Source organism: Marinobacter sp. (assembly GCF_044799475.1).
GTDB lineage: Bacteria > Pseudomonadota > Gammaproteobacteria > Pseudomonadales > Oleiphilaceae > Marinobacter.
In genome coordinates this window covers 2433274-2447009 of sequence record NZ_CP085217.1, presented here as the reverse complement: position 1 = coordinate 2447009, position 13736 = coordinate 2433274, and the positions used below count along the sequence as shown (strand labels likewise).

Annotated in this window: 10 protein-coding genes; 6 read left to right on the top strand and 4 right to left on the bottom strand. The window is 58.5% G+C overall.

Annotation, left to right across the window (positions count from 1 at the left end; genetic code table 11):
• The first annotated feature begins 465 nt into the window (after positions 1-465).
• Positions 466-3528, top strand: coding sequence for a ribonuclease E (gene rne / locus LG327_RS11330; RefSeq protein ID WP_404361916.1), 3063 nt, complete (start codon positions 466-468; stop codon positions 3526-3528).
• 68 nt (positions 3529-3596) lie between these two features.
• A complete protein-coding gene (locus tag LG327_RS11325; protein WP_404361915.1) occupies positions 3597-4139 on the top strand; it encodes a YecA family protein in 543 nt (180 codons plus the stop codon).
• A gap of 15 nt (positions 4140-4154) precedes the next feature.
• Here LG327_RS11325 and LG327_RS11320 read toward each other — a convergent pair whose 3' ends face one another.
• Complete coding sequence (locus LG327_RS11320; protein ID WP_404361914.1) at positions 4155-5039, bottom strand: PHP domain-containing protein; 885 nt, start codon at positions 5037-5039, stop codon at positions 4155-4157.
• 104 nt (positions 5040-5143) lie between these two features.
• Here LG327_RS11320 and LG327_RS11315 point away from each other — a divergent pair, with 104 nt between their 5' ends.
• The 3 genes from LG327_RS11315 to LG327_RS11305 all read left to right on the top strand — a co-directional run bounded on the left by LG327_RS11315 (position 5144) and on the right by LG327_RS11305 (position 6690).
• The gene (locus LG327_RS11315; protein WP_404361913.1) at positions 5144-5443 is read left to right on the top strand and encodes a YciI family protein; all 300 of its coding nucleotides are present in this window, start codon (positions 5144-5146) and stop codon (positions 5441-5443) included.
• Between the two features lie 128 nt (positions 5444-5571).
• Complete coding sequence (locus LG327_RS11310; RefSeq protein WP_404361912.1) at positions 5572-6240, top strand: TIGR04211 family SH3 domain-containing protein; 669 nt, start codon at positions 5572-5574, stop codon at positions 6238-6240.
• Between the two features lie 147 nt (positions 6241-6387).
• On the top strand, positions 6388-6690 hold the full coding sequence (locus LG327_RS11305) for a PilZ domain-containing protein (RefSeq protein WP_404361911.1): 303 nt from the start codon (positions 6388-6390) through the stop codon (positions 6688-6690).
• Positions 6691-6753: 63 nt separating this feature from the next.
• Here LG327_RS11305 and rraA read toward each other — a convergent pair whose 3' ends face one another.
• Together rraA and ppsA are read right to left on the bottom strand one after the other, a co-directional pair.
• A complete protein-coding gene (gene rraA, locus LG327_RS11300; protein ID WP_404361910.1) occupies positions 6754-7272 on the bottom strand; it encodes a ribonuclease E activity regulator RraA in 519 nt (172 codons plus the stop codon).
• 33 nt (positions 7273-7305) lie between these two features.
• Positions 7306-9645, bottom strand: a complete 2340-nt coding sequence (gene ppsA / locus LG327_RS11295; RefSeq protein ID WP_404369369.1) for a phosphoenolpyruvate synthase — start codon at positions 9643-9645, stop codon at positions 7306-7308.
• Positions 9646-9857: 212 nt separating this feature from the next.
• On the opposite strand from ppsA, the gene LG327_RS11290 reads away from it, so the two are divergent.
• Positions 9858-10673, top strand: a complete 816-nt coding sequence (locus LG327_RS11290; RefSeq protein ID WP_404361909.1) for a pyruvate, water dikinase regulatory protein — start codon at positions 9858-9860, stop codon at positions 10671-10673.
• Between the two features lie 27 nt (positions 10674-10700).
• Here LG327_RS11290 and LG327_RS11285 read toward each other — a convergent pair whose 3' ends face one another.
• The gene (locus LG327_RS11285) at positions 10701-13625 is read right to left on the bottom strand and encodes an insulinase family protein (protein WP_404361908.1); all 2925 of its coding nucleotides are present in this window, start codon (positions 13623-13625) and stop codon (positions 10701-10703) included.
• Between the last annotated feature and the right edge of the window lie 111 nt (positions 13626-13736).

Here is a 13736-nt window from a genome sequence, read left to right as displayed (position 1 = left end):
CCGACACTAACAGAGAGTTTGAACGCCGACAGCGCAATCATCAGGGGCTGCGGCGGCAAAACGCTTCCGGTAAATGCCGGCACGCCATTTGAAAGGCGCAGCACGGAGTCGGAGGCAGGAATTTAAACCGTACGGGAAACCCGACGGACGACATCGCGAAGATTCATTACCCGCACGCAGGACCGGGCCGTCCAGCTTACGAATACGACGTGAGACCCAGGTACCCGCGTGAAATTGACATCGGAAAACATGCGTAAACAGACAATAACTGCCCGACACCTTCCCCGGCCTGCTGGCAAACGGATGGCAAGCGGTTTTTTCAGACGAGCGGGACGGTTTTCCCTCCCCGTCTGAATGGTCTGGCCGCAGGCATGACAAGCCCGCGACAGTGCGCAGGTTCTGCTTCGCAGATGCCCTCCAGTCTGGTTTTCTGTCTTCATTTAACGACAGGAAACACCCCTTTCCATGAAAAGAATGCTAATCAATGCAACTCACCCAGAAGAGTTGCGCGTCGCCCTTGTCGATGGTCAACGCCTGTTTGACCTTGATATAGAATCCAGCTCACGGGAGCAGAAGAAGTCCAATATTTACAAAGGTCGCATAACCCGCGTCGAGCCAAGCCTCGAAGCAGCCTTTGTGGACTTCGGTGCCGACCGTCACGGATTCCTCCCCCTCAAGGAAATCTCGAAGGAATACTTCCGCAAATCCCCCGGCCAGATTGAAGGCAAGGTCAATATCAAGGAAGTAGTATCTGAGGGCCAGGAAGTCATTGTCCAGGTGGACAAGGAAGAGCGCGGCAACAAGGGTGCAGCACTGACCACCTTTATTTCCCTCGCTGGCCGTTATCTTGTGCTCATGCCCAACAACGCCCGCGCCGGTGGCATTTCGCGCCGCATTGAGGGTGAAGAGCGAGCCCAACTCAAAGAAGCCATGAATGGCGTCCAGGTGCCCAAGTCCATGGGCATCATTGTGAGAACTGCCGGCATCGGGCGCACGGCGGAAGAGCTGCAGTGGGACCTGGACTATCTGGTTCAGTTCTGGGAGGCCATTACCGAGGCTTCCAAAGAGCGTAAAGCTCCCTTTCTGATCCATCAGGAAAGCAACGTCATCATCCGCGCCGTCAGGGATTATCTGCGCCAGGACATTGGTGAGGTGCTGATCGACTCGGCAGAGGTTCACGAGGATGTATTAAACTTCGTCCGTGCGGTGATGCCAAGCTTTGAGAACAAGATCAAACTGTACGAAGACGAGATCCCCCTGTTCAGCCGGTACCAGATTGAAGGCCAGATCGAAACCGCCTTTCAGCGTGAAGTAAAGCTGCCTTCAGGCGGCTCGATCGTCATTGATCCAACGGAAGCCCTGGTGTCAATTGACATCAACTCCTCCCGTGCCACCAAGGGCCATGACATTGAAGAGACTGCCCTGCAGACCAACCTGGAAGCCGCGGAAGAGATCGCCCGTCAGCTCCGGCTGAGGGACATGGGCGGCCTGATTGTCATCGACTTCATCGACATGACTCCTGCAAAACACCAGCGGGAAGTAGAGCAGAAGGTGCGCGAAGCCCTGGAAATCGACCGGGCAAGGGTTCAGGTCGGCAAGATTTCCCGCTTTGGTCTGCTGGAAATGTCACGGCAGCGGCTGCGCCCGTCCCTCGGCGAGACCCGCAGTGAAGTCTGCCCGCGCTGTAACGGTCAGGGTACCATCCGTGATATCGAATCTCTGGCGCTGAGCATCATGCGCCTCATCTATGAAGAGGCCTCCAAGGACAAAACCGGCCAGGTCAGAGCAATTGTGCCGATTTCCGTAGCCACCTTCCTGCTGAACGAAAAACGCAGGCAGATTGCGGATATCGAGACCGGTCAGGAAGTGGAAATCATGGTGGTCCCCGCCCCCCACATGGACACCCCTCACTTCGAGATCCTGCGTATGCGGGATGACGAAAGCGGTACCGAGCGCGCCTCAAGCTACCAGATTGCTCACGAATACTCCGAGCGCGAAGAAGAGGCCGCCGAGGCACCCTCAGGCAAGGAGGTTGTGCGCCAGGAAGCGGCTGTCAAAGCAGTTCGGGCCAGTGCGCCTGCACCCGCTGCGGCGCCGGCCGCAGCCCCGCAAACCCAGGAAGAAGAAGGCCTCTTCCGCAAGCTGTCCCGGAAAATCTCGAGTCTTTTCAACCCTGAAGATGAAGCAGAAGCGGGCAGCATCCAGACCCGGAGTCGCCAGACTCCCCAGCCGGGCCGGCCCAGTGCCGATCAGCGCGAAAGCCAGAAGCGACCCGAGCGCCGGAAGTCCCGCGTTGCCCGTGATGACAAGTCAGAAGGGAGACGCAGCGGCGAACGGCCTGCCGGCACGCCCCAGGCCCGCGGTGGTGATGAAGGTCGTGGCAAGGGTCGTGGTGGCCGTGATGGTGGTGGCCGCGATGGCGGTGGTCGGGGACGCGGTCGCGATCAGAGCCGCGATACCAGCACTCGAAGCCAGGGCGCGGAATCAGGACGGGCCGAATCGCCACGCTCCAGCGATCGCCCTCAAAGCGCTGGCCGTGACGAGGAGCGCAAGCCCCAGGCTGAAAAAGCCCAGGCGCCAGCGGCACGTACAGAACAGGCCGGAGGCGAAGAGAAGAAGCGTCGCCCAAGGCGTCAGCGTAACCGGGATGGATCTCCGGTAGAAGCACCGGCCAGCAAGCCGGCTGATCGTAAAGCCAGCGTCACCGAAGCGGCCGCGGAGGGCAAGACAGAGGAGCGCCGTAAGGAAGCTCCAGGCCCTCAGCGCGGACCCAGAAAGCCGGAGACAGTGAAATCAGAGCAGCCAGAACAGCCGGTTATCAGTGAGGAAAGGACCCGGACGCCAGAGGCGCCAGCGACTACCGAGCAGCCGCCCAAAGCCGAGGCTGGCAAGGCAACAGAAGCTGACAGCGGCAAGACCGGTTCTGACGTCAGCGAAACAGTTGAAGCTGAACAGGTTACCCAACCTGCTACTCCAGCTGCTGAATCTGACAAATCACTGAAAGACGAACAGGAGCAGGCCCAGCCCGGCGAACAGGCTGAAAAAAAGCCCGCCGCGAGGAGACCACGCGGCACCAGAAAGCCTCAGGCTGCGAAGAGCGAAGCCGAGCAGGCGGTAACAGCCCCAACTGCGAAAACCGAAGCGCCGGCAGAAACTGCCCCGGCTGACGTGAAGGAGCCAGTGAAAGAGCCAGCGGCAGAAAAGCCCGCGAAAGCTCCAGAGCCCGCCGAAGCCAGGCTACCGGAAGAAAGCGCCCCTGAAACGGCAACACCCGCCCCACGTGCAGACGAGGCAGCCGTTACCAGGACGGAACAACTGCCGGAGAAACCGGAGCCTGCACCTGCTCCCCAGCCAGCTGAAGCTTCACCGCCACCAGCAGATACTGCCGTTGGAACCACTCCAGGGCGGGCCTACAACGACCCCCGGGAGGTCCGTAAGCGTCAGCAGGCGGCCAGAAAGGCAGCTGCAGCAGAAGGCAAAGCCGATGACCCGGCCAACCAGAACGAACAGCACTCTGGCAGCCAGTGACCAATCTCAGGGGAGACCACGCCGGTCTCCCCTTCCCGTCATCGCAGGGCTAACCCCTGGGAGTTTTGATGTTATCCAATTCCGAAATTGAATCCCTTGAAGACATCCTCTTTGCTGACCCCTGGGGCGAAGATGCCCTGGATTTTTTTGGTCTGCATGGAGCCGTATGCGCCAGTGTAGTTGGACCGGTAGACCTTACTCCGGACATCCTCTTCAGACTGGCCACGGGACAGAATGAGGTGCCGGCCAGCGGCGTACCCAGTGCGTTCACCTCACTGGTTGAAAAACTGCAGCGGGACCTCGCCCACCACCTGGACATGGGCCAGGCCCTGGAACTGCCCGAACCCGAGGACGGGGATCCGATGAATGCGTTGGAAAACTGGTCAGCGGGATTCGTGGAGACCTTCCTGGAAAATGAGGAAGCATGGCTGGAAGAGGCGGATGAGGCGGAAACAGCAGACCTGCTGGTTCCCATGCTCACGCTGTCCGGACTGTTCGACGACGAAGATTTTCAGAAGGTCCGGGACAGCGAAAAGCTCAGCCAGCAGATGGCCGAAGCCATCCCCGATTCGCTGACCGACCTCTATCTGCTGTTCCACGCCCCGGAATAGCAGCCTTGAGGCCTCTCAGGCGGTCGACTGAACCTGTGTTGTGACCGGCGTCCGGAAGTGCTGCCAGATAGGCGTAAGGCCCTCTGGCATTGCCGGGATGACGCCCAGCTCACACCAGGGCGCCCCGGGAAAATGAAAGTCACTTCCCTGAGAGGCCAACATGCCTTCCCGCCGGCAAAGCTCGGCGAGAAAGCCCAGGTCGCCGCTGGACTGACCTGAGGTGACAACTTCAAGGGCATTGCCACCACAACGGCGAAAATCATCCACCAGGCTCCGCAGGCGGGTGGCGGTCAGCTTGTACTTCCGCGGATGCGCCAGCACCGTGAGCCCCCCGGCATTTCGCACCCAGTCAACAACCGTACCCAGTTCCGGCCAGAAGGCCTTCACGTCCCCGGGTTTTCCGGCGCCAAGGTGGCGTTTGAACGCCTGATTGAGGTCTTTCACCACTCCGGCCGCCACCAGGGCCTGGGCAAAATGGGGACGACCAGGCACATCACCATCCGCAAACTTTATGGCCTGGTCCAGCAGATCCGGAGCTTTGAGCCGCGTCAGACGCTCAGCAATGGTGCGGGCACGACGCCATCGGTTTTCATTCTGCTCGGCAATGACCCGGATCAGCGCCGGTGATCCGGCATCGAAATCCAGCCCCACCACATGAATGGTATGGCTTTTCCAGACGCAGGACAGCTCAATGCCGGTAATCAGCTCAACCCCCGTCCCGGCTGCGGCCTCACCAGCTTCGGCCAGACCATCAATGGTATCGTGATCAGTCAGGGCAAGATGGGTAACTCCCCGCTCACCGGCTCTCTGAACCAGCTCTCTGGGGGACAACTTGCCGTCTGACGCCCGGCTGTGGCAGTGAAGGTCAATGCAGGTGGATCGCGCTTGGGGTATAGTCACACATGGTCCTGTTGGGTGCGGGCCATGCCCTGCACCACGAGTCGATGGGACATCAGTTTAGCAGTTTGTTCCCAGCCACCGATACCGAAGGAGCCCAGAACTCCATGTACTATGCCATTCTCAGCGAAGACGTTGCGGACAGCCTGACTTTGCGTCAGTCAGCACGGCCTGCTCACATCCAGCGCCTGGAAGACCTGAAAAATGAGGGCCGCCTGCTGGTAGCGGGTCCGCACCCTGCCCTGGACACCGAAGAACCCAATGACGCAGGCTTCACCGGAAGCCTGGTGATCGCCGAATTCGACTCCCTGGAAGCTGCCGAGCTCTGGGCGGACGCGGATCCCTACGTTGCGGCCGGCGTCTACCAGAAGGTCACGGTCAAGCCATTCAGAGCGGTCCTGCCCTGACAGAGCAGAAATCCGTCGGGAGGCAGCCCATGAGCTTATTTTAATGTCGCCAGGCTTGATTGGTTCCGGAACTATGCCAGAATTGCCCCTCTGAAGCGCCTTCCATAAAGACCAGCAGGAATGACTTTGTGACACGATTTCGTCTGATTGCCCTGATACTACTGACCGCCCTCTGCCTTCCACTGCAGGCGAGGACGGTGTATATCGACGACACCCTTTACGCACCGCTCCGTAGCGGCGAGGGAACCCAGTTCCGCATCCTGCACAATGGCCTGCGCAGCGGCACTCCGCTGGAGCTGCTGGAGCGCAGTGAATCCGGTTACAGCCGGGTGCGGACGCCGGACGGTCTGGAAGGCTGGATTGTAACCCGGTTTCTGAGCGAGCAGCCCATCGCACGCGACCGCCTGGCCGCCGCTCAGCAGGAGCTGGAAAAAGCCAAAAGTGAGCTATCGGAACTCCGGGCAACACTGGCGCAGACCCAGGCAGAAAGGGATCAGTTGGCAGCGTCGGAACAACAGCTGGAAAACCGGTCCGGGGACCTGGCCGAGAAACTCAACGAACTTCGGGCAATATCGTCCGACGCAATAAACCTGAAAGAACGAAATGAAGAAATGCAGGAATCCATTCAGCGCCTGCGCAACGAGGTGGAGGTACTCACGGCTGAAAAAGAACGCCTTGAAGCCAAGAGTGAGTCCGATTTCATGCTGCTTGGAGCGGGCCTCGTGGTACTTGGCATAATTCTGGCTCTGCTGGTGCCCGCATTCAAGCCCTCAAAAAAGCACGACAACTGGGCCTGAACAGGCTAGAAATCCCACATATGGTGTCACAGCCGGCACCATGCCACTAAATATCTGAGTGTGGCCTCCCTTTTATGACTGTTAATTCTTTGACTGAAAATATCTCAGGCCCTATAACTATTAAAACGCAAAGCCGAGGTGTCCCAGATGTCGATGTCCATGAAAGATTACTCTGAAAAACGCGATTTTCACCGTATGCAGGTCAACACGGAAATACAGATCACCGCCAGCGATGGTCGCACATTCACTGGCGTCTGCAGGGATCTGAGCGGTACGGGAATGCAGCTTTATGTTGAGCAGCCGGCGGAGGTAGGGGAAGAATTTGCAACGCTGCTGCCATCGAGCAGCGAAAACTTCCCACCTTTCGAAACTAGCCTGCGGGTGCTCAGATGCGAGCCCGATGGCGAAGGCTATCTGCTGGGAACTGAGATTACCGAAGTAAAACGCTGATCCTCCGGGAAGAGAAAGGGACCAGCCAGGGGGAAAACTCTGGCTGGCCTGTCCGGATGTGCATCAGGCCGGGATGAGAGGCTTATCTGAAACAACAATACCGTTGTTGTCAGCATAGACATAATGCCCGGGCTCGAACGTAACCCCACCGAATGTCACCGGAAGATTCAGGTCGCCCAGACCACGCTTGTCGGTTTTACGGGGATGGGACCCCAGTGCCTGGACGCCCAGCGATGTTCTGGCAATCACGTCCACGTCCCGGATACAGCCGTAGATGATCAGCCCTGACCAGCCGTTGTCAGCGGCTTTCTCAGCGAGCATGTCGCCCAGTAGCGCCGCCCGCATGGAGCCGCCGCCATCAACCACCATGACCCGGCCATGGCCGGGCAGACCCACCTGCTCCTTGACCACCGAGTTGTCTTCAAAGCACTTCACGGTCACAATCTCGCCGCCAAAGGCCTCAACACCGCCATAGTTCCGGAATCCAGGCTCGACAACCCGCACTTCGGGAAAGTCATCGCACAAATCAGGCGTTACTATTTCAGGCACTACCGTCTCAGGCGTTACTGTCGACACTCGCATTCTCCTGTCTGTTTACTGAAACCCACTCAGGTGTCAGGCCTCCACCTGTTCTTCAGCAAGGAAGAACCAGGTATCCAGAACCGAATCCGGGTTCAGGGAAACACTGTCGATACCCTGATCCATCAGCCATTTGGCCAGATCCGGATGATCTGACGGTCCCTGACCACAGATGCCCACGTACTTGCCCGCTTTTTTGCAGGCCTGGATGGCGTTGGACAGGAGCGCCTTGACCGCTTCATTACGTTCATCAAACAGGTGAGCCACGATGCCGGAGTCCCGGTCCAGGCCAAGGGTCAGCTGGGTCAGGTCATTGGAACCGATGGAAAAGCCGTCAAATGACTCAAGGAACTCGTCAGCCAGAATGGCGTTGGCTGGCAGCTCGCACATCATGATCAGGCGGAGCCCGTTTTCGCCCCGGCGCAGGCCATTTTCCGCAAGAAGATCCACCACCTGACGGGCCTCACCCACCGTGCGGACAAAAGGCACCATGATCTCGACATTGTCGAGGCCCATCTCGTCCCGCACCCGTTTCAGGGCCCGGCATTCCAGCTCAAAACAGTCGCGGAAAGTTTCCGAGATGTAACGGGACGCACCGCGGAAGCCCAGCATCGGGTTTTCTTCGTCAGGTTCGTACAGGGTGCCGCCAATCAGGTTGGCGTACTCATTGGATTTGAAATCCGACAGACGGACGATGACTTTTTTGGGAGCAAAGGCTGCAGCAAGGGTAGAGATGCCTTCCACCAGCTTGTCCACGTAAAAGTCCACCGGCGAACTGTAGCCGGAGATGCGCTTTTCCACCGTCTGCCGGATATCCCGGGGCAGACCCTCAAAGTTGAGAAGTGCCTTGGGATGGACGCCGATCATCCGGTTGATGATGAACTCAAGCCGTGCCAAGCCAACCCCCTCGTTGGGGAGAGACTGGAAATCAAAGGCCCGATCAGGATTACCCACATTCATCATGATCTTGAAGGGGATGTCAGGCATGGATTCAACGGTGTTTTCACGCAGCTCGAAATCCAGCTGGCCCTCGTAGATCAGACCGGTATCGCCCTCGGCGCAGGAAACCGTAACGGCCTGGCCATCCTTCAGTATTTCGGTGGCATCACCGCAGCCGACTACCGCCGGAATACCCAGCTCGCGGGCAATAATGGCAGCGTGACAGGTACGGCCGCCACGGTCAGTGACAATTGCAGCCGCCCGTTTCATGACGGGTTCCCAGTCCGGGTCTGTCATGTCGGTTACCAGTACGTCACCGGCCTGCACCCGGTCCATTTCGTTGATGCTGGTGACAATCCGTACCTTGCCGCTGCCGATCTTGTGGCCGATGCTGCGACCTTCCACAATGACCTTGCCGGTCTCGTTGAGCAGATAACGCTCCATCACATTCGCGGTAGCCCGGCTCTTCACCGTTTCGGGGCGGGCCTGAACGATATAGATGCGGCCATCGTCGCCGTCCTTCGCCCACTCTATGTCCATGGGCCGCTTATAGTGGTCTTCGATGATCATGGCCTGCCTGGCCAGTTCGGAGACCTCGGTGTCGGTTATGCAGAAGCGGTTTCTTTCGTCCTGGTCCACTTTTACCGTATCAACGGAGCTTCCGGCTTCCTGATTGCCACCATAGACCATCTTGATGGCCTTGCTGCCAAGATTGCGGCGCAACACGGCCGGACGGCCGGCATTCAGCGTCGGCTTGTGGACATAGAATTCATCCGGGTTGACCGCACCCTGGACGACTGTCTCCCCCAGACCGTAGGACGCGGTAATGAACACCACATCCTGGAAGCCCGATTCCGTATCCAGGGTGAACATCACACCGCTGGCGGCAGTCTCGCTGCGAACCATTTTCTGGATGCCGGCAGAGAGGGCCACCAGCTTGTGATCAAAGCCATGGTGCACGCGATAGGAAATGGCGCGATCATTGAACAGTGAGGCGAAGACTTCCTTGACGGCCGTCTTGACCTGCTGAAGGCCGACAATATTAAGAAAGGTTTCCTGCTGGCCGGCAAAAGAGGCGTCTGGCAGGTCTTCTGCGGTGGCGGAAGAACGCACGGCAACCGCCATGTTGCTGTTGGCCGCGCGCAGCTGGTCGTAGGCCGCTTCAAGGGCCTGCTCGAGCGCCTGCGGCAGTGGCGTGTCTACCACCCACTCACGGATCTGGGCGCCAACCCGGGCAAGCTCATTGACATCACTGACGTCCAGAATATCCAGGGCGTTATCAATGCGCTCTTTCAGCCCGTCCTTGGCAAGGAATTCACGGTAGGCATAAGCTGTGGTGGCAAACCCGCCAGGCACCGTGACCCCTGCATTGGCAAGATTACTGATCATTTCCCCGAGTGAGGCATTTTTGCCTCCAACCCGGTCAACATCAGACATGCCCAGGTCCTCAAACCAGATAATGTAATCTTCCAAAGCGCATCTCCCCTGAGTCTGTATAGCAAAGAGCCAAAAATCATTCCGCTGCTCTCGAATCTGGCGGGTATCATACTGTAACCTGCAAGGATTACCTAGCCAACCAGGCCCTTACCAATGCGCTCATGCATTTGGATCCCCGCCATAATCCGTTGTAATGGAGTGAGCAAAAAACCATGAAACGAACCGCGTTTTTTATCTCCGATGGCACCGGCCTCACGGCCGAAGCGCTGGGCAACAGCCTGCTGGCCCAGTTCGAGAAAATTGAATTCGAGAGAATCACCGTGCCTTATATTGACACCGTCGAGAAAGCCGAAGACCTTGTCGCACGGATCAACCAGGCCACGGAGCTGGATGGAGACAAACCCCTGGTTTTTGACACCATCGTCAATGACACCATCCGTGAGGTCATCGCCCGGGCCAACGGTTTCATGGTGGATATTTTTGGTACCTTTCTCCACCCCCTGGAAACCGAACTCCAGGCCTCCTCCTCCTACACGGTCGGCCGCTCCCACGCGATCAACAATGAAAGCAACTATGAACGGCGGATTCACGCGGTCAATTTCGCCCTGGACAATGATGATGGCGCACGCACACGCCACTACGATGAGGCTGACCTGATACTCGTGGGCGCTTCCCGCAGCGGCAAGACGCCAACCTGCCTGTATCTGGCCCTGCAATACGGAATAAAGGCGGCGAACTATCCCATCACGGAAGAAGATCTGGATGATCAGCAGTTGCCAGCGCCGCTGCGCCCCCACAAGGAAAAGATTTTTGGCCTGACCATCGAGCCGGAGCGGCTTGCCAGCATTCGCCATGAAAGACGACCAAATTCCCGCTACTCATCCATCAAGCAGTGTCTGCATGAAGTGGAGGAAATCGAGTTGATGTACCGGCGGGAACGCATCTCCTACATGAATACCACCACCTCGTCGGTGGAGGAAATTGCCACCCGGATAATGGTCACTACGGGTCTCAAGCGCAACCGTTAGGCGGCTGCGCCTGAGACCGCAGTCGGCTCAGAGCTCCTCAATCGCCAGCCCCATGGCCTCCACCTTCTCGCGCTGTTCCGGGCTGGTAATCACGGCGGTGCTTGCCGTTTCAGGCACCAGCCAGGTCGTTGCCACCCGCCTCAGATCCTCGAGATTTACCGCAAGCACCCGCTGCCGGAAGCGCTCCTGCTGCTCCACCGTGCGCCCGAACAGACGGTTCTGGAAGTCATGACGGGCCTCACCGGCAGGCGACCTTGGCTTGTCCAGCTGGCCGATAACTCCAAGGATGGACTCTTCGAGATCCTGGGGGTCATGCTCGGCTGTCTGCAGCCATTCCAGAGCCTGGTCGAAATCCGCCAGGGTCTCTGCCAGGCGGGGATCGCGGTAGGAGAAAAAGCGGAAAGTACCATTGACGCTGTCCTGTCCGGCACCGCCGCCATAGGCGCCGCCTTTCTCCCTTATGGCCCGGTGCAGGAAGCCGTTGCGGAGAAAGCCTCCCAGCACCGTCAGCGCCGCCGCATCCGGGTGGTCCACGGGTACCGTGCTGTATGCCCGGGCGCAGAAGTTGACCTGGGTTGATGTAAGCCAGGCCTGGTTGGTCCGGTAGTTCACCGGCTCCATCTGCCAGGGCTCTCCTGCGTCTTCCTCCGCGGCTGGCCAGCAGGCCTGGAGATCGGAAACCATGGGATCAAGCTGATCCGGCTCACCAATGGCTAGAAACTGGCGCTGCTGGCGCTGGATCCGACCATGCAGCGCGGCCAGCCGCTCACACAGCCGGGAGAGTTCCTCAGGGCTTTCGAGAGCATCGTCCAGTGCCTTGATACCGCGGATAGCCTCCAGTCCACCAAGCTTGAATGACAGCCAGGCGCCCGGGCTCAGACCCTGAGAGGCGGCACTCATCGCCAGGGCATGACCACTACCAGTCACCGCCTGTTCGCGCCGCGAGCGGACCTGGGCGATCAGTTCCCGGAGCCGGCCCTGTTCATCAAACCGCGCGCCCCTGAACACATCTTTGAGCAGTCGGGTCAGTGCTCCACGATTACGGGCAAGCGCCTTGCCACTGAAAATCAGATAACCGGACAGATCCTGAACATCGTCAATCCGCCCTCTTGCAGAGACAGACGCGGAAATTCCGCCAGATTCCGCCGACACGCGATCCTGCATCTCGAGATAATCCAGCTCGCCGCAGCCCACTTCCGTCACGCAGGTGGTGTACAGGGGCAGCAACAGGAGCTCGTCCCGTTCCATTGGAGGGAGCGGCATGACCACCTGCTCATACACAAGACCATTGGTGCCCTGGGCGTAAAGCGTTGCCGGGAACCCGCCGCTGAAACGGGCCTCCGGCTCCGGCATTCTCAGGGGTACGTCAGTGAGGTCGACCTTGGGCAGGATGCTGTCGTCATCCTTCTGGTGCTGGCGCTTTTCCAGTGCCTCGGCCCGCTGGACAATTTCTGCGGTTTCCTCCTCGGTGAGCGCGGCCTTGCGCTTTTCCAGGGCCTCGCGAATAGCTGCCTGCCGACGGGACTCAAGCTGATCATCCGGCCGCAGGGTCAGGGTTACCCGGTGCGGGTTTTCCAGCAGCTTGCGGCGGATAAGGTCGGGAATGTAATCCGGATCCGTGATCTTCTCGCGCATCTGGGCAAGAACCGGCTCCAGATCCAGAAGGGCCACCGGGTCACCGCCGTGGACCATCGGCGAGATGGCTTCCATGATCAGCTGCAGGCCATACGGCATCTGATCGCCGGAGATTTCCCGCTGGTGCAGTTCCAGCTGGTGCAGGATGGCTTCAAGCCGCTCCTGGCTCACCCCTTCAGTCGCAACCTGCTCAAGCACCCCTTCAATAAGGGCCTCGACATCCCCGTGCCTCCCCGGGTCCGTGCCTTCAATCCCGCAAACAAATGTCATTTCACGGTTGGAATCTTCCAGACCACACAGCGGTGATGGAGCGCGGCCTACGTCGGTCGTCTCCAGTGCCCGTTGCAGCGGCGACGCGCTGTTTTCCAGCAGCACGCTGGCCAGCAGGTGGCCCTCGAGATTTTCCTGCAGATCAAAACTGTGACCGAGCAGCCAGCCCATCACGACGTGGGTTTTGCCCTCAACAGGCTCACCCTCACTCACAGCGTAAGCCTGCTCAACTCTGACAGGGGCAAACATGCGTTTTTCGTCACGTACAGGAAGTTCAATCTCCTGCCGGTCAAAGCGCGCCAGTGCCCGCTCCTCGAATTTCTCATGATGCTCGTGTGCCGGGATATTGCCAAAGGTGGCGAACAGCGCATTGCTCGGATGGTAATGATGACGATAGAAGCGCACCAGATCCTCATAGCCCAGATCCACTATGTGATCCGGCTCGCCACCACTGTTGTAATGGTAGGTAGTGGTGGGAAACAGGTTGGCGGAGAGGTTCTGCCAGAGCTGGGAGGTGGCAGAGCTCATGGCCCCCTTCATCTCGTTGTAGACCACACCCCGGTATACCAGCGGTGTTTCCGGGTCGTCCGGTGTTTCGAATTCCAGGCGGTGGCCTTCCTGGGCAAAATCCAGCGGATCCAGCCTGGAGAAAAATACCGAATCCAGATAGACGGACAGGAGGTTGTCGAAGTCCTTCCTGTTCTTGCTGGCAAAAGGATAGGCCGTCCAGTCACTGCTGGTAAACGCATTCATGAAGGAATTAAGGGAACGACGAATCATCATGAAAAATGGATCCCGCACGGGATATTTCTCACTGCCACAGAGTGCAGTGTGCTCGAGAATGTGAGCAACGCCGGTGGAATCCATGGGAAAGGTTCTCAGGGCGACAAAAAACACGTTCTCGTCGTTGTCAGCTGCCATGTGGAGGTGGCGGGCGCCCGTCTTCCGGTGGCGATACTCTTCAACGTCAATATTGAGGGTGGCAATGTGGTGACTGCGCAACTTCTCAAATGCCGGATGTATTTCCTTTTCGCTGCCTGCTGTCATTCAGTTTTCCCGTCTTTCTGAAATGTAGGTATGTAGGTTAACACGTCGTTTCGATTATCATGCAGAGGTTTGCCGTCACGCTACTTGAACCTGCAGTGGCTGTATAGAACA

Coding starts and splice junctions, on each gene's coding strand:
- LG327_RS11325 (WP_404361915.1), top strand. CDS start 3,597: ATGTTATCCAATTCCGAAATTGAATCCCTTGAAGACATCCTCTTTGCT.
- ppsA (WP_404369369.1), bottom strand. CDS start 9,645: ATGTCTGATGTTGACCGGGTTGGAGGCAAAAATGCCTCACTCGGGGAA.
- LG327_RS11285 (WP_404361908.1), bottom strand. CDS start 13,625: ATGACAGCAGGCAGCGAAAAGGAAATACATCCGGCATTTGAGAAGTTG.
- LG327_RS11305 (WP_404361911.1), top strand. CDS start 6,388: ATGTCGATGTCCATGAAAGATTACTCTGAAAAACGCGATTTTCACCGT.
- rraA (WP_404361910.1), bottom strand. CDS start 7,272: ATGCGAGTGTCGACAGTAACGCCTGAGACGGTAGTGCCTGAAATAGTA.
- rne (WP_404361916.1), top strand. CDS start 466: ATGAAAAGAATGCTAATCAATGCAACTCACCCAGAAGAGTTGCGCGTC.
- LG327_RS11315 (WP_404361913.1), top strand. CDS start 5,144: ATGTACTATGCCATTCTCAGCGAAGACGTTGCGGACAGCCTGACTTTG.
- LG327_RS11290 (WP_404361909.1), top strand. CDS start 9,858: ATGAAACGAACCGCGTTTTTTATCTCCGATGGCACCGGCCTCACGGCC.